20 protein-coding genes are annotated in these 19,996 nt (G+C 55.0%); 9 read left to right on the forward strand and 11 right to left on the reverse strand.

Going from position 1 to position 19,996, the window contains the following annotated elements; all coding sequences use genetic code 11:
- From CMO10_RS05955 to alaS, 6 genes are all read left to right on the forward strand, one after another.
- On the forward strand, nucleotides 1–550 hold a 550-nt coding region (locus CMO10_RS05955; protein WP_472910352.1), incomplete at its 5' end, for an alpha/beta hydrolase family protein.
- A gap of 225 nt (nucleotides 551–775) precedes the next feature.
- Nucleotides 776–916: an entericidin A/B family lipoprotein gene (locus CMO10_RS05960; RefSeq protein WP_297000182.1), complete on the forward strand. Its 141-nt coding sequence runs from the start codon at nucleotides 776–778 to the stop codon at nucleotides 914–916.
- A gap of 100 nt (nucleotides 917–1,016) precedes the next feature.
- Nucleotides 1,017–1,193, forward strand: coding sequence for a DUF1328 domain-containing protein (locus CMO10_RS05965; RefSeq protein WP_084272025.1), 177 nt, complete (start codon nucleotides 1,017–1,019; stop codon nucleotides 1,191–1,193).
- A gap of 211 nt (nucleotides 1,194–1,404) precedes the next feature.
- Nucleotides 1,405–1,548 carry an entericidin A/B family lipoprotein gene (locus tag CMO10_RS05970; protein ID WP_297019617.1) on the forward strand — a complete coding sequence of 48 codons (144 nt, stop codon included), beginning with the start codon at nucleotides 1,405–1,407 and terminating at the stop codon, nucleotides 1,546–1,548.
- Entirely contained in the window at nucleotides 1,535–2,065 is a 531-nt protein-coding gene (locus tag CMO10_RS05975) for a GNAT family N-acetyltransferase (protein WP_297000189.1), read from the forward strand. The genes CMO10_RS05970 and CMO10_RS05975 overlap by 14 nt, the downstream gene beginning before the upstream one ends.
- A gap of 189 nt (nucleotides 2,066–2,254) precedes the next feature.
- A complete protein-coding gene (gene alaS / locus CMO10_RS05980) occupies nucleotides 2,255–4,909 on the forward strand; it encodes an alanine--tRNA ligase (RefSeq protein WP_297019619.1) in 2,655 nt (884 codons plus the stop codon).
- 77 nt (nucleotides 4,910–4,986) lie between these two features.
- Here the strand turns inward: alaS and CMO10_RS05985 are convergent, their stop codons facing one another.
- From CMO10_RS05985 to CMO10_RS06030, 9 genes are all read right to left on the reverse strand, one after another.
- Nucleotides 4,987–5,874 carry an AraC family transcriptional regulator gene (locus tag CMO10_RS05985; RefSeq protein WP_297019621.1) on the reverse strand — a complete coding sequence of 296 codons (888 nt, stop codon included), beginning with the start codon at nucleotides 5,872–5,874 and terminating at the stop codon, nucleotides 4,987–4,989.
- An 87-nt stretch (nucleotides 5,875–5,961) separates the two neighbouring features.
- Entirely contained in the window at nucleotides 5,962–7,326 is a 1,365-nt protein-coding gene (locus CMO10_RS05990; protein WP_297019623.1) for a DUF2254 domain-containing protein, read from the reverse strand.
- A 177-nt stretch (nucleotides 7,327–7,503) separates the two neighbouring features.
- Nucleotides 7,504–8,346, reverse strand: a complete 843-nt coding sequence (locus tag CMO10_RS05995; RefSeq protein WP_297019626.1) for a tetratricopeptide repeat protein — start codon at nucleotides 8,344–8,346, stop codon at nucleotides 7,504–7,506.
- A gap of 470 nt (nucleotides 8,347–8,816) precedes the next feature.
- Nucleotides 8,817–10,241, reverse strand: coding sequence for an aldehyde dehydrogenase family protein (locus CMO10_RS06000; protein ID WP_297019629.1), 1,425 nt, complete (start codon nucleotides 10,239–10,241; stop codon nucleotides 8,817–8,819).
- A 338-nt stretch (nucleotides 10,242–10,579) separates the two neighbouring features.
- Complete coding sequence (locus CMO10_RS06005) at nucleotides 10,580–11,305, reverse strand: MBL fold metallo-hydrolase (RefSeq protein WP_297019631.1); 726 nt, start codon at nucleotides 11,303–11,305, stop codon at nucleotides 10,580–10,582.
- Nucleotides 11,302–12,414 carry an ABC transporter ATP-binding protein gene (locus tag CMO10_RS19775; protein WP_363928328.1) on the reverse strand — a complete coding sequence of 371 codons (1,113 nt, stop codon included), beginning with the start codon at nucleotides 12,412–12,414 and terminating at the stop codon, nucleotides 11,302–11,304. Before CMO10_RS19775 ends, CMO10_RS06005 begins: the two co-directional genes overlap by 4 nt.
- Nucleotides 12,411–13,202, reverse strand: coding sequence for an ABC transporter permease (locus CMO10_RS06020; RefSeq protein ID WP_297019632.1), 792 nt, complete (start codon nucleotides 13,200–13,202; stop codon nucleotides 12,411–12,413). Before CMO10_RS06020 ends, CMO10_RS19775 begins: the two co-directional genes overlap by 4 nt.
- Before the next feature lies 1 nt (nucleotide 13,203).
- The gene (locus CMO10_RS06025) at nucleotides 13,204–14,067 is read right to left on the reverse strand and encodes an ABC transporter permease (protein WP_297019635.1); all 864 of its coding nucleotides are present in this window, start codon (nucleotides 14,065–14,067) and stop codon (nucleotides 13,204–13,206) included.
- Nucleotides 14,068–14,219: 152 nt separating this feature from the next.
- Nucleotides 14,220–15,308 carry an ABC transporter substrate-binding protein gene (locus tag CMO10_RS06030; protein WP_297019637.1) on the reverse strand — a complete coding sequence of 363 codons (1,089 nt, stop codon included), beginning with the start codon at nucleotides 15,306–15,308 and terminating at the stop codon, nucleotides 14,220–14,222.
- A 144-nt stretch (nucleotides 15,309–15,452) separates the two neighbouring features.
- Between CMO10_RS06030 and CMO10_RS06035 the strand changes: the two genes are divergently transcribed.
- Together CMO10_RS06035 and CMO10_RS06040 are read left to right on the forward strand one after the other, a co-directional pair.
- A complete protein-coding gene (locus tag CMO10_RS06035) occupies nucleotides 15,453–16,076 on the forward strand; it encodes a TetR/AcrR family transcriptional regulator (RefSeq protein WP_297019639.1) in 624 nt (207 codons plus the stop codon).
- Nucleotides 16,077–16,220: 144 nt separating this feature from the next.
- The gene (locus CMO10_RS06040; RefSeq protein WP_297019640.1) at nucleotides 16,221–17,210 is read left to right on the forward strand and encodes a helix-turn-helix transcriptional regulator; all 990 of its coding nucleotides are present in this window, start codon (nucleotides 16,221–16,223) and stop codon (nucleotides 17,208–17,210) included.
- Between the two features lie 27 nt (nucleotides 17,211–17,237).
- On the opposite strand, the gene CMO10_RS06045 is transcribed toward CMO10_RS06040, so the two are convergent.
- Nucleotides 17,238–18,191, reverse strand: a complete 954-nt coding sequence (locus CMO10_RS06045) for an AraC family transcriptional regulator (RefSeq protein WP_297019641.1) — start codon at nucleotides 18,189–18,191, stop codon at nucleotides 17,238–17,240.
- Nucleotides 18,192–18,577: 386 nt separating this feature from the next.
- On the opposite strand from CMO10_RS06045, the gene CMO10_RS06050 reads away from it, so the two are divergent.
- Nucleotides 18,578–19,426: an AAA family ATPase gene (locus tag CMO10_RS06050; RefSeq protein WP_297019643.1), complete on the forward strand. Its 849-nt coding sequence runs from the start codon at nucleotides 18,578–18,580 to the stop codon at nucleotides 19,424–19,426.
- Between the two features lie 8 nt (nucleotides 19,427–19,434).
- Here CMO10_RS06050 and CMO10_RS06055 read toward each other — a convergent pair whose 3' ends face one another.
- A complete protein-coding gene (locus CMO10_RS06055; protein WP_297019645.1) occupies nucleotides 19,435–19,956 on the reverse strand; it encodes an isoprenylcysteine carboxyl methyltransferase family protein in 522 nt (173 codons plus the stop codon).
- Nucleotides 19,957–19,996: the final 40 nt, after the last annotated feature.

The following is a 19,996-nucleotide window of genomic DNA, read 5'->3' on the forward strand; positions in this document are numbered from 1 at the left end:
GGGCTTTTCGCTTGGCGGGGCGACGGTGCTCAACCTTGCCGGGATGCGTTTTGATCGGGATGCCTATCGCGAATACTGCCAACGGTTTGGCGCGACGGTTCAGGATTGCGCCTTCCTGCAAAAGGGCGGCGTGCGTCTTGATCAACTGCCCGCGGATTTTGAAGCTGGATCAAAAGACCCCCGCATATCCAAATTCATTGCGATCGAGCCGGGCATGACATTTGCGGTTAATGACGCCAGTCTTGAGGATGTTGATCCGGATTTGCTGTTTATCCGTCTCGGGCGCGAAAATGGCTGGAAGGCAGCAGATATTACAGAGACCGGCAGCAACCTTTTGGGAAAGTTGGATAACCCGTCCTATGCGGTTTTTGCCCCGGCCGATCATCTGACCTTCCTTGGTGAATGCAATCCGGGGGCGGCCGAATTTTTGGCAAAGATGGAAGATGATCCGATCTGTTCAGACCCCGAAGGCACGGACCGCGTCCTGATCCATCGCCAGATTATCGATGAAATCAGTCGCTTTCTTTCGCTTGATCCCGGTGCATCGTGAAGTGACCGGTCAACACCAAGATGGGCGCGGGGGGATCAATATTGGTCTCCCCATTTGCACCTGCCCCAAAATGATCACGATTGGGAAAATACCCCGGAAAAATACGCCTTTCCAATGGGGTGTGTTGATAAAAAGAATACATTGAAAAACTGTCACCCGAACAATTCCCGGTTGTTGTCGTTTGAAATCCTGTGAGCATCAACAAGAGCAAACAGGAGAAAGATCATGTCGAACACGATGAAAAAGCTTTTCGCAGTCCTGATGATTTCAGGCATGGGCCTTGGCCTTGCTGCCTGTGAAACCGCCGAAGGTTTCGGCGAAGACGTCGAAGATGCTGGCGAAGCCATTCAGGAAGAAGCTAATTGATAGATCGGTCCTTGCTTGTGTTGCTGACAGACCGTTTGGCTGCACCTGAACAGGTTGCGCCAATGGTGTGTCAGCGAACACCGAAAAAGGAGATAAGAATATGTTAGGTTGGGCACTATTCTGCTTGGTTTTGGCACTGATCGCAGCCGTTCTCGGCTTTGGCGGACTTGCCGGGGCCTTCGTTGGCTTTGCCAAGATATTGTTCTTCGTCTTTATCGTGCTGTTTGTGATTTCCCTTGTGGTCAACGCATTCCGCGGCCGTCGTCCGCCCGTTTGATCAAGCCATCTGATTGAGACATTTACAAATCTGCGATACGAGCAACGCTTTGGAAAAAGGACGCCAAAATGGCGTCCTTTCTGCATTTGGGCCAAACCTGATCGTCGCGATAACAGTTGCACGCGCATGCATGGCGCGCCAAACTATTGCAATAAATAACAAGGCGGGCACAATGCCCGATATTCGGACTTGAATGGAGCATTCAGCAAAGATGGAAACGATCACAAAGCGTCTTCTCGCCACCCTGATGGTTCTTGGTTTTGGTCTTGCCCTTGGTGCCTGTGAAACCGCCGAAGGGTTCGGGCGCGATATGGAAAACCTTGGCAAGACGATCCAGGACAGTGCAAACGACTAGTCCGAAAACGGCACACATTCCTGCAGTCCCGCTTTATACAGAACGTCTTGAGCTCTCTGGCGTGCGGCTGGCTGACATCCCCGATCTTTATGCCTTCCTTGGTGACAGTACAGCCATGCGCTTCACCCAGTGCGATGAAAGCTTTGCGGCCTGTCGCAAGCGTGTATTGGTGCATGAATGGTTCCGGCGCCGCGACGGTTTTGCACCATGGGTTGTGCGGCTGCGCAAGACGGGCCGTATCATCGGCTGGGGCGGACTTTATACCGACCCGTTTGACCCCGGCTGGGGACCGGAACTTGGCTATTACCTGGCCCCGGCGGCGTGGGGTCAGGGATTTGGTCGGGAACTGGCGATGGCCGCACTTGAACATGCGCGTGACATGACGCCAATCAAGGAGTTAACGGCCTTTGCCCATCCCGAAAACACCGCATCGCGCAAACTGCTGCTGGGGCTTGGGTTTGAACCGGCCGGGTTTGTTGCGGCAATGAACCGCGACCGATTCACATTTCTGCCTTGAGGGTGGTGAATTTCGGGTCGGCAAAAGCAGTTTAAAAGCCATCTGATCGCCAATTTCTGGAAAACTTGCGGCAAATGCCCCGGACTCCTTTCGCCTGACTGGACAGGGCAGGGCCGAGCCGCTAAATAGGGCAGTCCGTTCGCCAGCATGGCGGACGCAGTTGTTCCGCGTTTTCCGGGTTGGAGAGATATGCAGACCGTTAACGATATCCGCACCACGTTTCTGGAGTTCTTCCGCAAGAACGGCCACGAAGTCGTTTCCTCCAGCCCGCTGGTGCCGCGCAATGACCCTACCCTGATGTTCACCAACGCCGGGATGGTTCAGTTCAAGAACGTTTTCACCGGTCAGGAACACCGCGATTATTCGCGTGCCGCGACCTCGCAGAAATGCGTGCGCGCCGGGGGCAAGCATAACGACCTTGAAAATGTCGGTCATACCGCACGCCATCACACCTTCTTTGAAATGCTCGGNAACTTCTCGTTTGGCGACTATTTCAAGGAAAACGCGATTGAGTTTGCCTGGAACCTGATCACCAAGGAATACGGTCTTCCNGCCGACAAGCTTCTGGTCACGGTCTATCACACCGATGACGAGGCACATGNTCTTTGGAAAAAGATCGCCGGTCTGACCGATGANCGNATCATCCGNATNCCGACCTCNGATAACTTCTGGTCGATGGGTGATACNGGNCCGTGTGGNCCGTGCTCGGAAATCTTCTTTGACCATGGCGATCACATCTGGGGTGGNCCTCCGGGNAGCCCGGAAGAAGACGGNGACCGTTTCATTGAAATCTGGAACCTCGTCTTNATGCAGTACGAGCAGATGGCAAATGGNGANCGNGTNGANCTGCCAAAGCCGTCNATNGATACCGGCATGGGTCTGGAACGCATTGCNGCNGTCCTGCAGGGCAAACACGACAACTATGACATCGATTTGATGCGCGCGCTGATCGAAGCATCGGCNGACGCCACCAATACCGATCCGGATGGNCCGCATAATGTGTCNCACCGCGTGGTNGCCGACCATCTGCGTTCNACCAGCTTCCTGATTGCNGATGGCGTTCTGCCGTCCAATGCCGGTCGCGGNAACGTTCTGCGCCGTATCATGCGNCGCGCGATGCGNCANCTGCACATGATCGGNACCCAGGANCCGGTGATGTATGAANTGGTCCCGNCNCTGGTCCGCAANATGGGCNNTGCCTTCCCGGANCTGGTNCGTGCACAGGCANTGATCGAAGAAACNCTCAAGCTCGAAGAGCAGGGCTTTAAAACCATGCTNGATCGCGGTCTCAAGATGCTTGATGACGCGACNGATGGCATGGGCGANGGNGCGACCCTTTCGGGTGATGTNGCNTTCAAGCTTTANGACACCTATGGCTTCCCGCTTGATCTGACCGCCGATGCGCTNAANGNNCGNAANATCGGCATTGATGAAGACGGTTTCNCNTCNGCNATGGAAGAACAGAAAGCCAAGGCACGNGCNGCATGGTCCGGTTCGGGCGAAGCGGCGACCGAGGAAGTCTGGTTTGACATCAATGACCGTGATGGCGCGACCGAATTCCTTGGCTACGAAACCGAAAGTGCCGAAGGTGTGGTAACAGCACTCATCAAGGACGGTGCCGAAGTCAAAACCGCGTCGAAGGGTGACGAGGTTGCTGTTCTTGCCAACCAGACGACTTTCTTTGGCGAGTCTGGCGGTCAGCAGGGCGATGCCGGTGTGATCAAAACCGAAAACGGTGCGATCATTGAAATCACCGACACCCAGAAAAAGCTGGGTGCTTTGCATGTGCATCTCGGCAAGGTGACCGAGGGCGAGGTCAAGGTTGGCGACGCTGCGGAATTCCGCGTTGATCATAGCCGCCGTTCATCGCTTCGTGCCAACCACTCGGCGACCCACCTTTTGCATGCGGTTCTGCGCAAGCATCTTGGTGATCACGTGACCCAGAAGGGCTCGCTGGTGGCGGCTGATCGTCTGCGCTTTGATATCTCGCACCCCAAAGCCGTTACGGCCGAGGAAGCCGCGGTGATCGAAGCCGACGTTAACAGCCTGATCCGCGAAAACAGCGAAGTCACCACCCGTCTGATGACTCCGGACGAGGCGATTGAGCTCGGCGCGATGGCCCTGTTCGGCGAGAAATACGGCGATGAAGTCCGCGTTGTGTCGATGGGCCTGCCGGTTGCCAACGAACATGCCTATTCGCTCGAACTTTGCGGCGGTACGCATGTGAAGCGCACCGGTGATATCGGCATGTTCAAGATCGTGTCTGAAGGTGCTGTTTCAAGCGGTGTCCGCCGTATCGAAGCACTGACTGGTGCCGATGCTGCCAAATACATGTCAGCACGCGAAAACGTTCTGACGGCGGTTGCATCTGACCTTAAAGCCGTCCCGGAAGACGTCCCGGCACGCGTCAAGGCGCTGCAGGAAGAACGCCGTCGTCTGGAACGCGAAGTGTCCGATCTGCGTAAGAAGCTGGCAACTGCTGGCTCGGGCGCGGCATCGGGCGGTGATGCGTTTAAGGAAGTCAACGGTGTCAAAATCGCGCTGCGTTCGCTTGACGGTATTCCGGCCAAGGAACTCAAAGGCATGGTCGACGAGCTCCGCGAACAGATGGGCTCCGGGATTGTTGCCCTCGTTTCGGGCGACGGTGGCAAGGCTTCCATCGTTGTCGGCCTGACCGAAGACCTCAAAGACACATATAGTGCTGTTGATCTTGTCCGCATCGGTGTTGAGAAACTCGGCGGCAAGGGCGGCGGTGGCCGTCCGGACATGGCACAGGGTGGCGGTTCCGATCCGTCCCAAGCTGACGCCGCACTGGCCGCGATCGAGGCACATATCGCAGGCTAAGCGATCCCAGCCACAAAAGTATGACGAATAAAAAGGGCCCCAATCGGGGCCCTTTTGTTTTGTCTGAGGATTAATGGTCAGGCCAGCGGTAGCAGGATATCCGTAATCGCTTCATGTTCCGCGACATCAGGATAAAACGCGATCCGCTGGAAGATCAGCGGGAAGTCGCCCGGCGTTTCCCCGCTCTGTGGCAGCCAGTCGCGATAGAGTGCAAGCGCGCTGTCGCCCAGTGTCTGATCGCTGCCGACATGGCGCAGTTTGGCGTAGCGTCCGGCGGGTAGAGTTTGCGCATAAAGCCCTTTGTGTTTGTCTTCCTCGGACAATTCCTGATCGGTGACCACGGCAAGGCCCATGCGGAATGCGTCGGGCGGGGTATCGTCGGGATTACACCAGACGATATTGAAGGTGGCATGTTTTGACGGGTGCAGATGATGGATTTTGCGCCAGGCAATAAAGCGCTGAATGGTTTCACCAATCCGGGCTGGCGGGCCGATATGGTCCATGCAGGCGGTTCGGGTTTCCGGGAAATCGATGATGGTGACCGAGCTCGTTACTTCGTTGGTCATGGTGTCCCTCCGAACCTGCTGGAGTTTGGCGTAGGGCGCTTGCCAGTTGTCCCAATCGGGATGGCTGCGAAAGTCTGACGGGCTTTGATCATGGAGTTTGCGAAAGGCGCGCGAAAAGGATTCCGCGTTCTCGAACCCGGCGTCAAAGGCGATATCCGTGACCGGAATGTCTTTACGAAACAAAAGGCTGTGCGCGGCACGACGCATGCGGACCAGCCGGACATACTTTGTGGCCGAAATGTCAAACAGGGCGGCGAACTGACGATGGAAATGAAAGGGCGAATAGGCTGCAATCCCGGCTAGTTCCGCCAAGCCCAATGGTCGCTCCGCATTTTCATCGATATGGGCGATGACGCGGGCAAACCGGTTTTGCAGGTGATCTTGCGGGCTTTCAGGCATCGGGATCGCTTTTCAACGGTGTGGTTGCAGACTTGATGCCATCAGTTTGCCCGGAATAGAAAAGGATTGCCTGACCATTCTTGCGGTTCAGGCGTCTTTTTCGCCGCCGCGATTGTTCACCGGCTCCTGATGATGCAGCACCCGGGTTGCTGCCTTGAGTACGGCCTTGCGGTCGTTTTCTTCGGGGACGTTGCGCTCAGCCGTACTGGCGATCATGCGGGCATGGGTGCGCAGGGTGTCGCGTTGCTGGTCGGTATGGGCGAGCCGCATCAGGCTTTCGAGAACCTCGGCCATCGGCAGCAAGACATCGGGTTTTCTGGCGGCTGATTGTCTGATCTGGTCATAAGCCGCACCCAACATGCCGTCGAAATCGGAAAGAAGGGCTTTGAGGCGGACCTCATCGCTACCATCAATCCAGATGCCGACCGGATAGCGGAACTGCATGGCGTGCGGCAGCGCACGGCCAAGGCGATAAACCGCAGCAATGGCTGTAAACGGGTCATTGATCCCAGGCGAAAGCGCACGCAAGGCGACCTCGACCAATTGGCGGAGCGCAAACTCTACATCAAGCATCGCGGTCCGGTGTGTGCCAATCATGATGGCATCGAGAATGTTGGCATGGCATTGGTCGATATTCTTGGTCGAAGTGCCGTCCTTGGCTGGATCAATCTGCCCAACGATATCGCCTGCCAGCACATGTTGACCGGCCCGGATCACCAGCGAGATGCGGGTATCGGTTTCCTTGGCGATCTCGCAGATTTTTTCATAATCGATGCCCTGCACATAACCAGACGATCCGATGCAGATGGCTTGGTCTCCCGCGATGTCTTGAGGATCGGGCAGGCGTGACTGGGCCTTTTCTGCTGCCTTGATTGGCTCAGACAGGGTGGTGCAGGCTGACTGAATGGTTTCTTCAAGGTTCTTGCCAACACGCTGAATAACTTCATCGGCAACGATGGACCGGCCCAAGTGATGGACAAACAGGATCAGGACAAAAACGCTGATGACAAACAGCGCAATCCCGACCGTGGTGGCAAGATGTGGCACCGGCGCGCTTCCCGGGGTGCTGCCCATCATCACAAGGGATGTAATCAGAAACAGGATGCTGCCGACAAAGATGCCAAGCGCGTTCTGGGTTTTGTTATCACCCATAAAGTTGCGGATCATGCGCGGGCCAAGCGACCCGGCCGCCAGGGTCAGCACCACCATCGTGATCGACAGCGCAAAGGTCGTCATGGTGACAAGGGTGGCCAACAAGGTTTCAAGCAGGCTGCGCACCGTGTCGATATCGCTAAAGCCTGGCAAAATCTCGGGCAGGATATCGCGCAACCAGTCCTGTGGCAGGGCCATCACGCCAACCGCAATCGCCGCCCCGCCCACTGCAAAAAGCAGTGGCGACAGCCACAGGCTATAGGCCAGAAATTCCCAAACGCGGATCAGGCGTTGAACCATGATGCAAGGATCCCTTTTTGAACCAAAGGCAGATCAGACAGTGTCGCGTGATCCGGATCAGGGAAAACGCAAAGCACATCATATGATTAAACGCCGGCGATGGCATGCGGTTCCCGCTGGGACCTTTTTGACGGCGGGAACGTTGTTGGAAGGGGACGGAAAAGTACCCGTCTCAGATCAGATATCGATCTCTTCAACGGCTGCCATGTTGATTAGGGTATCGGCCTCGGCCGTGCCTTTGCGGGCAGTGTCCGGAAGCTTTGCCAATTGATCGGCAGCGTTTCGGATATCTTCAAGATCCTCAATCCCGTCGCAGACCTCCATCACCCGGTTCCAGATCGCATCATGATCCATTCCGCCCATGACGGTCAGGGCAATGGCGCGGTTCAATGTCGCCTGCGGATGATCAGCGTCCTGCGAAAGGATTTGTTCAAACGCCTCGAACGCTGCGATCAGGTGGCCTTCCCGCAAGTTGATGACACCAAGATCATTTGATGCGCTGAGCGACGACGGGTTGATGCGAAGAAGTTGCTCGACCGCGCGCCGTTCGCTTTCGAAATCCTCATTGGCGCGATGGCACTTGGCGATCAGGCGATGAAGGGTTTCCGAGCCGGGATTGTGATGTGCCGCCGATTGCAGCGATGAAAGGGCCGCGTCATAACGTTCAAGCGCAATCAATGCCTGCCCGCGCAGCGCAAGCAATTCCGGATCGGTCGGCTTGTTGCGAAGGACAATATCCACATGGTTCAGTGCATCGCGCGCATCGCCATTTTGCAACAGGGCGCGTGCAATGTGATGCAGGCAGTCTTCATGACCCCCATCAGATTGCAGCACCGTGCGGTATTCGCCGATTGCTTCGATGATCGAACCTTTTTCATGAAGGGCGCGCGCCAGTCCGAAGCGGGCATCCAGGTTATCCATATCTTCGCCAAGTGCCTGGCGCAGCATGTTGATTGCGGCGTCATATTGACACCGTTTCAAGGCCGCAAGCCCCATATCAGAAAAGGACATTGCATTCATAGGAGGTCTCCCAATCCAGTCGCAATCCGTCGTCCGGATATTAGGGTCAGAACCCATTAATTTGTTTTGAATGGTTCACCGGATTTGTGCGGATACGCGGAGCAAAGTCGCCGGAAGATATTCATCTTTCAAGGCTTTGCGACAAAGTAGCCCGTGCAAATCCGGTGAATCCGAAGGACAGACGTTGTATTTGCAACCTCCTGCGTCAAACCCCTTGGCCGGGACACCGGCCCGCCCAGCGGACTTTTCCTTGGACTTCACAAATACAACGTCTGCCATTCAAATCAAATTAATGGGTTCTGACCCTAGATTTATCGATTAACGATGGGATTATAGTCCCCAAACCGATCATTGCCAGCCCTATGTCGTCACGAATTGATGACGGTGGATCAAGTGTAGGTGTGATGGACCAACAAACAATTAAGGCCCCGGAAATTTCCGGGGCCTCAAGAGGTCATAATGCAAGTGCCTTAAAGCTTATGGATCATCTTGATTTCCATGAAGTCCTCGAGGCCGAACAGGCCGCCTTCGCGGCCATTGCCCGATTGTTTGTAGCCGCCAAACGGGCTGCCTGCGAGCGGGGAGGAGCCGTTTAGAAGAACCATACCGGCACGCAGTTTGCGGGCAACGCGGTCGGCCTTTTCGGCGTCCGGGGTCTGGACGTAGGCCGCCAGGCCATAAGGCGTGTCATTGGCGATCGCTATGGCTTCTTCTTCGGTGTCAAACGGGATCATCGAGACCACCGGGCCAAAGATTTCTTCGCGGGCGATGCGCATATTGTTGTTCACATCGGCAAAGATCGTCGGCTTGGTAAAGTAGCCCTCGTTGGTGTCATCGGGCTTGCCCGCACCACCAACCAGAAGGGTGGCACCTTCATCAATGCCAGCCTGAATAAGGGTCTGGACACGGTCAAACTGGATGTGGCTGACCAGCGGGCCGATGTGATCGCCTTCCTTGGTCGGATCACCCACCGATGCCTCTTCACCAACGCGTTTGGCGACCTTGACGGCCTCGTCATAGATCGAACGCTGCACAAGCATGCGGGTGGGCGCATCACAGGTCTGGCCGGAGTTGTTGAAGACGGCATTCACACTCCAGGCAATGCGATCTTCGATATCGACATCGTCAAACACGATGTTGGGTGACTTGCCGCCAAGCTCAAGCGTAACGCGTTTGATGTTTTCCGAGGCGTCCTTGGTGATCGCCTTGCCCGCCCGGGTCGATCCGGTAAAGGACATCATGGTGATGTCCGGATGACGTGACAGGGTCGCGCCGGCAACTGGGCCAGCACCCTGAACCATGTTGAATACACCGGCCGGGAAGCCTACCTCATGGATCATTTCGGCATACAACATGGCATTAAGCGGGGTGAATTCGGATGGCTTGAGCACACAGGTGCAACCGACGGCAAGGGCAGGCACGACCTTGAGCACGATCTGGTTGATCGGCCAGTTCCACGGCGTGATCAGGCCACAAACCCCGATTGGTTCGCGTAAGAGATGCTCGCCGTTATAAAGGGTTTCCTCGGTCTTGAGCTTTTTCAGCGCAACGATGAAATCTTCGAGGTGGGCAGTGCCCGCCGCGGCCTGCTGTTCATGCGACATGCTGGTAGGTGCGCCGAGTTCCTTGGTGATGGTATCGGCAACTTCGCCATAGCGGCGCTTATAGATCGCAAGCAGGTTTTCAAGCCAGCCAAGGCGCTGTTCAAGCGTGGTCTGGCTGTAGCTTTCAAATGCGCGCTTGGCTGCGGCGACCGCAAGGTCGACATCTTCTTCGCTGGCCAGCGTGATTTGGGTGATGACTTCTTCGGTGGCCGGATTGATCACATCCATCTTTTCCGATGAAATCGGATCAACCCACTTGCCGTTGATGTAAAATTTGCCTGCGTTGTCCATAGGAGCCTTCCTGATCATTTATGTGGTTCGGGCCGGAGCATTATCCCCGGCGCTGGTGGCGCGGTTTCAGGTTCGTTCGCTTAGGGGCATGATCTGCCGATTCATGGTGTTCTGTTTGAATAAAAACGTTCAATCAGATTTGATGCCAGCGAAGCAAAGGCTTGATGCCTTTTCAAGCTGGCAGCGGATCGGAGGGAGTGTTTTTATCCAAACCCTTCGGGCGTTAGCCAGTTTATCCATGGAGTGCGTCGGCTGTCCTTGCAAACCACGGGGTCTCCTGCGGACAACCTCCTACCCACGAATAAACTGGCTGACGCAGAACGCCATGAATCGGCAGATCATGCCCCTAGCCAGCTTTTTATGATGTCGCGATGGCGTTCGCCGCCATAGCTGGCAAAATGCCCGCCATGCACGACCCGGACCGGCAAATCATAAAGCCGTTCCATCGATCGGACATAGTCGGTTGCATTTGCATGATAAGTGTCTTCGATCAAAGGTCCATCATAAACAATGTCTCCGGAAAACAGGATGCCGGTTGCCTTTTCCCAAAGCGCAATGCCACCCGGCGAATGACCCGGTGTGTGAATGACCTCGAAATGGCGATCACCGAGATCAATCACATCGCCATCCTCGACAATCCGGGTGGCCGGTGCTGCCTTTACCGCATAGGTGGTCGAGGCATAGGGAAGTGGTGGCAGTTTTGTGAAAATCTCATCCGTCACATAGGGATCGGCCAGCGTGTTCTTGCGCGTCGGTGCGGCAAGAAGATCGGCTTCGCAGCGATGACACACCCGGTTTTCAAATTCGTGGTGGCAACCGATATGATCAAAATGGGTGTGGCTGGCAACTGCCTGAACGGACCGTTCGGTGACAAGCGGTACCCACTCGGTCAGCGACACAACCCCCATGCCACTATCAACCAGCATGTCACCATCACGCCCGCGCACATGCCAGATGTTGCAGCGGTAAAATTCCTCGATAAACGGTTCCCCGATATAGGTCACGTCATCGCCAACGGTTTTTAGGCTATACCAGTCTTCGGGTTTGGCGCGATCCATACTCATGAAGCGGTACTCTCTTGCATCGGGTGGGGCGGATGGCCGGGCAACAGCACGACGGAGGACGGATCAAGGGTCAGCTCAACCCACGCACCCGGTTCAATGATCGCTGATTGCGGCATGTGGGCGGTGACCGTCATGCCGGGATAATCAAGCGGGTTCAGATGCGCACGATGATGGGTGCCAAAGAACGATCCGTCTTCAACCTTGGCCTTGCCAAGCGTGACGCGCGGGCCGGTGCCGGTGCTGGCCCGGAAATGTTCCGGGCGGATGGCAAGGGTTACCTGGGAATCGGGGGTAAAGCCCGCGTGGTCAAACGCCGGAAGTTCGACAGAGCCAAGCGGCGTCTTGATGGTAAGTGTTGTTTCGGTCGCACTTTCGAGCGTGCCGGGGATGAAATTGACCTCGCCCATGAAGCTTGCCGAGAATAGCGTTTTGGGCTTCATGTAAATGTTTTCAGGGCTTCCGACATCTTCGATCTTGCCGGCATTCATCACCACGATCCGATCAGCAATCGCCATGGCTTCTTCCTGATCGTGTGTGACGTGGACAAAGGTGGTGCCGACCCGTTTTTGAATGGCTTTGAGTTCATCCTGCATCTGACGACGAAGCTTGAGGTCAAGCGCGCCGAGTGGTTCATCGAGCAACAAAACATCGGGTTCAACTGCAAGTGCGCGGGCAAGGGCAACGCGTTGGCGCTGGCCACCGGAAAGCTCATGCGGTTTTTTGTTCGCTGAAGTCTTGAGCCCGACCATATCAAGCAGTTCTTCGGCCTTGGCATGGCGTTCGGCCTTGCCGACCTTGCGCATTTTAAGGCCAAAGGCGACATTGTCGCGGAGCGTCATATGCGGGAATAGGGCATAATCCTGAAACATCGTGGTGGTCGGACGTTTGGCGGGGGCAACGTCGCCCATATCCTTGCCATCGATTTCAATCGTGCCACTTGTTGGCGACAGGAAGCCGCCCAGAAGCGATAACAAGGTGGTCTTGCCACAGCCCGACGGGCCCAGAAGGACGATGAATTCGCCAGCCGCGATTTCAAGGCTGACATCGTCAAGGGCGGTGAAGTCGCCAAAGGTCTTGGTGGCGTTGCGAATGGAGACAGGGGCGGTCATTTCTTTGCCGTCCTTCTAAAGACAATCAATTCAAGAATAAGCAGCAGCGCAACCGATACAAGGAAGACAACGCTTCCGACCGCGTTGGTTTTCGGGTTCAGGCCCGAACGCAACATGCTCCAGATTTCAACCGGCAGGGTGACGTCAAAGCGCGACAGCAGGAAAGCGATGATGAATTCATCCCAGCTAAACGTCACCGACAGGAAAAAGGCCGCCAGGATGGAGGGCATCAACATCGGGGCGGAGACCTGCGTCATCACCTGCCATTCGGCAGCACCCAGATCGCGGGCAGCCCGTTCGATGTTTTTCTGATGATCGCCCATCGAGGCATAAATAATCGCAAAGCATAGCGGCAGATTGATTACCACATGACCAATCCCGACCGTCCAAAGCGAAAGCGATACACCGACCCAGTTAAAGGTCGTCAGCAAACCCAGCGCAATGATCAGGTAACTGACCGTCATCGGCGCAATCAGAAGGCCACGCTGCAGGCGCGATGCCGGCAGGACAAAGCGCGCCAAGCCATAGGCCGCACAGAAACCAAGCACGCAGGCGACCGTGGCCGAGCCAAGGGCAACCATCAGCGAATTGCCAAGAGCCGACATCAGGCGGCTGTCGGCAAAGACCTCGCCATACCATTTAAGGGTCGCGCCATTAAACGGCGGTACGGGCAGGCGGCCATCCTGAAAAGAAAACAGCACCAGAACCGCGACCGGCAAAAAGATGAAGGCATAAAGTGCCGCCAGATAGGACCAGGACAGCAGTTTGGAAAAGCGTGAAGAGATCATGTTATGTCCTCTCCATCTTTAGCCAACGGGCACAGGCAATGTAGGCCAGTGTCACCACGATCATCAGAATGATCGAAAGGGTGGTGGCCATCGGGAAATCGGCCCGGCGGCCCAGTTGCAGCATGATGACTTGCGGCAGGGCGAGCTCGTTATTACCACCCAGGATCTGCGGAGTAATGTAATCACCGATGCACAGCACAAAGGTCAGGAACGCTCCGACCATGATCCCGGGCAATGTTAGCGGTAACACAACATGCCAGAACACCTGAAAACCATTGGCACCAAGATCGGCGGCAGCACGACGATAGTTCGGCGGCATCTGCACCAGATTGGCATAGATGGTCAGGGTCAAAAGCATGACAAAGAAGTGCACGAACCCGATCACGGTGGCAGTGCGTGTGCTGGCCAGCTCAAGCGGTTCGGAAATGATGCCGAGATAGATCAGGCTATTGTTGATCACCCCGTTTTGCGCCAGCACCAAAAGCCAGGAATAGGACCGCACCACATAGCTTGTCCAGAAGGGCAGGATCGCCATGATCAGCGCCATACGCTGCCATTTCTGGGGAACACGTTCGGCAATGATCCAGGCGAGCGGGTAGGCCAGGATCACCGAAATCAGGGTGACGGTAAAGGTGATCTCAAGCGAGACAAAAAGCCCCTTAAGCAAGTGGGCCTTTTCAAAGAATTCGATGTAATTGTCGAAATTCCACGCCATAACGATCTCGCGCCCCTTGCGGGTCGCAAGGCTGATCGCGGCCATGACGATAAAGGGAATAACGAAAAACGCGACGGTCCAAAGCAGGGCCGGGGTCACAAAGCCCCATGCGCGGCGATTTTCGCGTGTTTCAAGGCTGGCAGTGGCCATAACGGTATCCTTTTCGCAAACCAACCTGGTGGCGTTGGTTGCTTATAATTCGCTTGGGAAATTGGGCGCCGTTTTGGCAAGCTTATCGCAATTTGGAACCGATGCCCCACAAAAAGCGGGACATCGGCAGGTGGCAGTAGACAAGGGATTGCTTACTGCTGGAGCATCTCGACCCAGGCATCCTGCATCTCGGCATCGAGATCGGCATCCGGGATCGGGTAAAGCTGCGAGTTCTTGAGATAGCCTTCCTGATCATCCCAGCGAAGCGCTGCTTTCTGGGCATCAGTCAGATTTGCACCAGCTTTCGCGTTGGCCGGCATCCCCCAATAGCACGAAGAGGTCGCAAGACGCGCCTGACCTTCGGGGCTCAGGATATATTGAACGAATTTCAGGGCCAAATCAGGCTTTTGGGAATCCTTCATCACCCCGATCGACTGCGCCCAGCGAAGGCCGCCCTGTTTCGGGATCACCCAGTCAAGGTTCGGCTTTTCTTCCGACAGCACAGCCGTGATCCACTCACCGCCGCCAACCAGAATGTCGACTTCACCGGTGGCAAGGGCAGTTTGGGATGAAACAACTTCGCCAACCTGCTTGGAGGCCTTTTTCATCGCAAACAGCTTTTCCTTGATCGCGGGCATATCGTCCGCGCCAAGATCAGCCGTATCAATGCCAAGGCCCAGACCAACAAGGCCGATCACTGGCAGATAATAGTCATAAACCGCGATACGACCGGCATATTTGTCCGACCAGATCACAGACATGTCTTCCATGTCCTTGGGATCAACCTTGGTCTTGTCAAACGAAATGGTGTTGTAGCCGAACTTCTCGGTGACAGCATAGGTCTTGCCATCAACAACGTTGTTCTCAGCCATCACGACTTCGGGGAAGATATCGGACGTCGGCAGGGCATCGGCCGGGATTTCGGCCAGAACGCCCATTTCAACGGCGCGATGCACGTCAACGCCATCAATCACGAACACATCCCAGTCGCCCGGGCGGGACTGCTCGACGATCGAAAGACCGGCACCGGTGCCTTCATATTCCTTGAGATTGACTTTGACGTCGTATTTTTCCTCGAACGGCTCAATCAAGGCCGGATCGGTATGGTCGCACCAGACAAGCGCATTGAGCTCTTCGGTTGCCTGTGCGCTGTGCGCCATGGCAACCGCGCCCAGAATAAAGGTCGCAGTGCTACTCAGAAACTTGTTGCGGGTCTTCCCCGTAGAGACGTGACGAGACATAGGCTCTCCCTGATTTCATATTTGAGGCCTCCCTTGAATTGGGTTCTTCGGTGCTCTGTTTCGGCGCCGTTGAAAAAATATTGAACGCGTTCATTTTTTGAGTCAATGTAAATTTTGAACCCGTTCAGTTTTTCCGGAGTGACGATGTCAGGACTGCGCGCCCAAAAGAAAGCCGACAAAAACCGCCGTATTCTCGAGGCGGCGACGACCCTGTTTCGCAAGGTCGGATATGACAGTGCGCGCATCGAAGACATTGCCGAAATGGCGGGGGTGTCTGTCGGGACGTTTTATAACTACTTCAAAAACAAGGGCGATATGCTGATGGCCACGGTCTCGATGGAGGTCGAGGAAGTCCTTGCCGCAGGGGATGCCATCATCGCGCGCGACCATGATGAAGTTGCACCAGCCTTATCGGAACTGATCGGGAAATATTACGATCACTCGCTGACCTATCTTTCCAAGGAGATGTGGCGCACGGCAATGTCGCTGTCGATTGCGCAGCCCGAAACACCGTTTTCGAAACGCTACACCGCCCTTGATCATCGCCTGTCCAAACAGGTCTGCGATCTGATTCGCGCGCTTCAGAAACGCGGGGTCGTCCGACGCGAGGTTGATTGTGATGCGGTCGGCGAACTTCTGTTTAACAACGTCAACATGATGTTCATCGAGTTCGTCAAGGACGAGGAGATGGATGTCGATGGCTTGAAAGCCGAAGTCGCCCGGCAAAATGCCCCGGTGGCGCGATTGATGTGCCTGACTGCCGAATAAGACCCATGGCACAAAAGGCTTGGCTGATCGTGCGCATCGTCACAGACAACGCGTTGATATTCTGATCATTATGGTAAAAGACTTCTGGTCATCTAATTCGATGGCTCAGAATAAGCCGCTAAGAAATTATGAAACGAGCAGATCATGCAGGAGACCGGGCAAAACGCGGATGATGCGTTTGGCAGGCTTTCGGATGAAAACAACGAAGCCAGTATTGGCGAGCTCAGGCTTGCCGATGGCGACCTGTTTGAACTTCCCGGGGTGCAGGGACGCGTTGAGCGGCTTGATTTCGGCAATGGCATGCTTTTGCATCGTGCCGAACTCAGGGTGCGCGAAAATTCCCTGTTTGATGTTCGTAATTCCTTGCCGCCGGGATGGCTTGGCGGATCGGCGACTGTCATGGGGAAACTTGAAATCGAATGCCCGCACGGCAAGCGTTATGAGATGACGCCTGATGTCGGCATGATCAAGCGGATCGATCCCTTCGGGACGCGTTATTTTCTGCCGGAAGATCAATTGATCCGCCACGTCGGAGTGGCAATCCCCCTCAAGCCGTTAAAACAGCGTTTTGGCGATGAGTTCCCCGAAAGTCTGACACCGTTTTTATCCGATCGTCAGGATGTGGTGGATATACGTCCCATCGCGGTTAGCAACCGTATTCGCAGCATCGTCAGTGCCATGTTTTCCAGCCATGTTAGCGGGCCCGGGCGGCTTTTAAAGCTTGATGGTTTGGCGAGCCTCTTTTTAGGCGAGGTCATTGACCTTCACGCTCAGAAAACCCAGGAATTCAGCGCGCCTTTGGCGCTGACAGAGCTTGAAAAGTCCGTTGTCGATACTGTGATCGCGCGGGTGTCAAAAGATCCGGGTGCGGCAATCTCTGTCGAGCAGTTGGCTGCAGATAGCCAGATGACGTCACACCGGCTGAACAGCCTGTTTCGCCAGACAACCGGCAAAAGTTGTTCGGAGTTCATTCGTCGCGCACGTATGAGATACGCACGCGAATTGCTGCATCGGGGCGAGATGAGCGTCAAACAGGTTGCCGCCGCCGTCGGCTTTGCCCATGTCAGCAACTTTTCGCGGTCCTATCGCGACTGGTACGGTGAAAGCCCCGCCAGTGCGCTGCGCAGAAGCTGATAATTCTGAAGACCGCAAAGACTGTGCCTAATCGCGGTGGCGAAGTGTTTCAGATGGCAGAACGCCATACTGTTTGACATAACTTTTGGCAAACCGGGACAGATGGGTAAAGCCCCAGCGGGTGGCAATATCGGTGATGGTTTCCCCGTGCGATGCATTCATCAAATCTTCATGCGCGCGCTCAAGCCGGACCGTTTTCAGATAGGTCATGGGGGCCATATCATAGACATTGCCAAAGGCCCTTTGCAGGGTTCGGTAACTGCAACCTGCATGCTCAACCAACGTTTCGATGGTGATTGATTGATCCGCATGGGCCTGAATGTAATCGCGTGCCCGTTTTACATAATGAGGAACAGCAACGGTTTTTGCCAGTTGACGGTCAATGTCGGCGTTGAAATTGGGAAGCGAGAGCAGCGTATTGGTAAGCAGGAAGTCTTGAAACTGATCGACAATTTTTGCATTGCCGGAGCCGTCCATGACGCCATCAAAGGAGTTGGCAATGAAGGTCATTGTGTTGCGCAAGTGCCGTCCGGCTTCGGAGCCGAGATCAAGTCTGCAATCGAAGTCCAGCTTGATCTGGCTGGCCGTGTTCTCAACCATCAACCGGTAATGGCGTTCAAGCTTGTCGATTGGAATGCTGACCCCGAGTGTCGCGAACTGCAATTCGGTCGCCGAAAGGGGACGTCGCATGTCACGAATAAGCCCCTGATCTGTTGAGAGCTCGAATTCCTGACCGAGATGTTTGCAGTGTCCAGTTCCATGCATTGGCAAGAGCAGATAAAGCGAGTTGCTTTCACTTTCACTCGACTGGATATGGACGTCACAATCACCAAAATTGGCGTAAACCAGGCTCAGATCACCAAGTGTCAGCCCATTTATCTCGGCATCAATTTCCTGCTTTTTGCCAAGCAGGCTTATTGTGTCCCCCGGAATCATCTCTGCCCAAAATGCGCGCGCATCATCGAAGTTCTGCGAAGACATGATTTGGTGGTTTTTAAGGAGCATACCTTGCAATTCCCCAATTAAGGTATTTCTCGGTCATTTGAGACCGGTCCTTTTCCTCCGGATTTTCTATTTTTCATATCTTATAAGTTATTGAATTACAAAAATACTACAATGTTTAGGTGTTGGCTAAACCCGGTTTTGGCATTCGGTCGGAACAAGTGAAATTTTTGTAATGACCAATAGTCATGAAATGGATTGAAGCGGGAGGGCCCGTTCAGGTCGGTGTTTTATGGTCGACGCCAGTTTGTGAGGCTGCTTTGGTGGGGCGGTGGCGGGAGGCGGTTGTGTGAAAACCGGTGCTTGCTGTCGTGCCTGATGCATCCTAAGTTAACGCAAACGTCAACTTGTGTTGCAGGGCAAAAATGAAGTTTCAGGGTACGGAAAATTACGTCGCAACCGAAGATCTGATGGTGGCGGTCAATGCCGCGATCACGTTGCAGCGTCCACTTCTGGTCAAAGGCGAGCCAGGCACCGGCAAGACCGTTCTGGCCGAGGAAATAGCCAAATCACTTGGCAAGAAACTGATTACCTGGTCGATCAAATCGACCACGCGTGCCCAGCAGGGACTTTATGAATATGATGCGGTGTCGCGTCTGCGGGATAGTCAGCTGGGCGATGAGCGCGTCCATGACATCGGCAACTACATCGTCAAGGGCAAGCTTTGGGAAGCCTTTGAGGCAGACGGCGAAGCACCGGTTCTTCTGATTGACGAGATCGACAAGGCCGATATCGAGTTCCCCAATGACCTGCTTCAGGAACTCGATCGCATGGAGTTCTTTGTCTATGAGACGCAGCAGACGGTGAAGGCGACCAACCGCCCGATCGTGATCATCACATCAAACAATGAAAAGGAACTGCCCGACGCCTTTCTGCGCCGCTGTTTCTTCCATTACATCCGCTTCCCGGATGTGGACACCATGGCCGAAATCATCGAGGTGCATTACCCCGGCATCCAGAAACGTCTGGTGGCCGAGGCACTGAACCTTTTCTATGACATGCGCGAGGTCTCGGGCCTCAAGAAAAAGCCATCAACCTCCGAGCTTCTGGATTGGTTGAAGCTTCTGATGGCCGAAGACCTGCCACCCGAAGCACTTCGGGCCAAGGATGCCAAGACGGCCGTGCCGCCGATGCATGGTGCGTTGCTCAAGAACGAGCAGGACGTACATCTGTTTGAACGGCTTGCCTTCATGGCGCGGCGCGAAGGGCACTAGTTCCAGCTTTAATAGGCGGGGAAAGTCGCCTTCATTGCGGTTTCTTCGGCCCGGATGCGACGCCAGAGGATGGCGGCATAGATCGGCAAACCAACGATCAATGTGCCCCATGCCTGAAGGGCAAGGCCAAAGCCCAGCAATTCAGGGGCGATGTTCAGGAAGTAATTGGGATGCTTGCAGATTTTATAAAGGACGCTGGTGCGGATTTCGTGATGGGGCGCGATGATCAGTTTGATCGTCCACAGATCACGCAAGGTCGCAATCACGCCGGCAAGCACGACAATCGACACAACCCACAAACCGATCCCGACATAGGTGACGGTATCGATGGGGGCCGCGCGATAGAAACCCTCGACAAAGCAGGCAAGGTAAAAGCCGATATGGGCAATGGTCAGAAGCCTGGTCGTTGCGCTGTCATGTTCGGTCGCACCGGCCGCCCGCAGGCGCGCTTCATTGCGTTTGGAAATGCCAAGCGTCACAAAGCGGATGATTACGGCAATGATCACAAAGCCATAGAGAAAATCAGTCATCAAAAATCTGCTCGCGAATTTATTGTTGTTACGCCGGGCC

This window comes from Thalassospira sp., assembly GCF_002709775.1.
GTDB lineage: Bacteria > Pseudomonadota > Alphaproteobacteria > Rhodospirillales > Thalassospiraceae > Thalassospira.

Bases quoted from the DNA above. Each gene is read 5' to 3' on its own strand.
- CMO10_RS06055 (WP_297019645.1), bottom strand. From the start codon at position 19,956: ATGACTGATTTTCTCTATGGCTTTGTGATCATTGCCGTAATCATCCGC.
- CMO10_RS06035 (WP_297019639.1), top strand. From the start codon at position 15,453: ATGTCAGGACTGCGCGCCCAAAAGAAAGCCGACAAAAACCGCCGTATT.
- CMO10_RS06020 (WP_297019632.1), bottom strand. From the start codon at position 13,202: ATGATCTCTTCACGCTTTTCCAAACTGCTGTCCTGGTCCTATCTGGCG.
- CMO10_RS19775 (WP_363928328.1), bottom strand. From the start codon at position 12,414: ATGACCGCCCCTGTCTCCATTCGCAACGCCACCAAGACCTTTGGCGAC.
- CMO10_RS05995 (WP_297019626.1), bottom strand. From the start codon at position 8,346: ATGAATGCAATGTCCTTTTCTGATATGGGGCTTGCGGCCTTGAAACGG.
- CMO10_RS06025 (WP_297019635.1), bottom strand. From the start codon at position 14,067: ATGGCCACTGCCAGCCTTGAAACACGCGAAAATCGCCGCGCATGGGGC.
- CMO10_RS05970 (WP_297019617.1), top strand. From the start codon at position 1,405: ATGGAAACGATCACAAAGCGTCTTCTCGCCACCCTGATGGTTCTTGGT.
- CMO10_RS05965 (WP_084272025.1), top strand. From the start codon at position 1,017: ATGTTAGGTTGGGCACTATTCTGCTTGGTTTTGGCACTGATCGCAGCC.
- CMO10_RS06030 (WP_297019637.1), bottom strand. From the start codon at position 15,308: ATGTCTCGTCACGTCTCTACGGGGAAGACCCGCAACAAGTTTCTGAGT.
- CMO10_RS05985 (WP_297019621.1), bottom strand. From the start codon at position 5,874: ATGCCTGAAAGCCCGCAAGATCACCTGCAAAACCGGTTTGCCCGCGTC.
- CMO10_RS06050 (WP_297019643.1), top strand. From the start codon at position 18,578: ATGAAGTTTCAGGGTACGGAAAATTACGTCGCAACCGAAGATCTGATG.
- CMO10_RS06005 (WP_297019631.1), bottom strand. From the start codon at position 11,305: ATGAGTATGGATCGCGCCAAACCCGAAGACTGGTATAGCCTAAAAACC.
- CMO10_RS05990 (WP_297019623.1), bottom strand. From the start codon at position 7,326: ATGGTTCAACGCCTGATCCGCGTTTGGGAATTTCTGGCCTATAGCCTG.
- CMO10_RS05960 (WP_297000182.1), top strand. From the start codon at position 776: ATGTCGAACACGATGAAAAAGCTTTTCGCAGTCCTGATGATTTCAGGC.
- CMO10_RS06000 (WP_297019629.1), bottom strand. From the start codon at position 10,241: ATGGACAACGCAGGCAAATTTTACATCAACGGCAAGTGGGTTGATCCG.
- CMO10_RS06045 (WP_297019641.1), bottom strand. From the start codon at position 18,191: ATGTCTTCGCAGAACTTCGATGATGCGCGCGCATTTTGGGCAGAGATG.
- CMO10_RS06040 (WP_297019640.1), top strand. From the start codon at position 16,221: ATGCAGGAGACCGGGCAAAACGCGGATGATGCGTTTGGCAGGCTTTCG.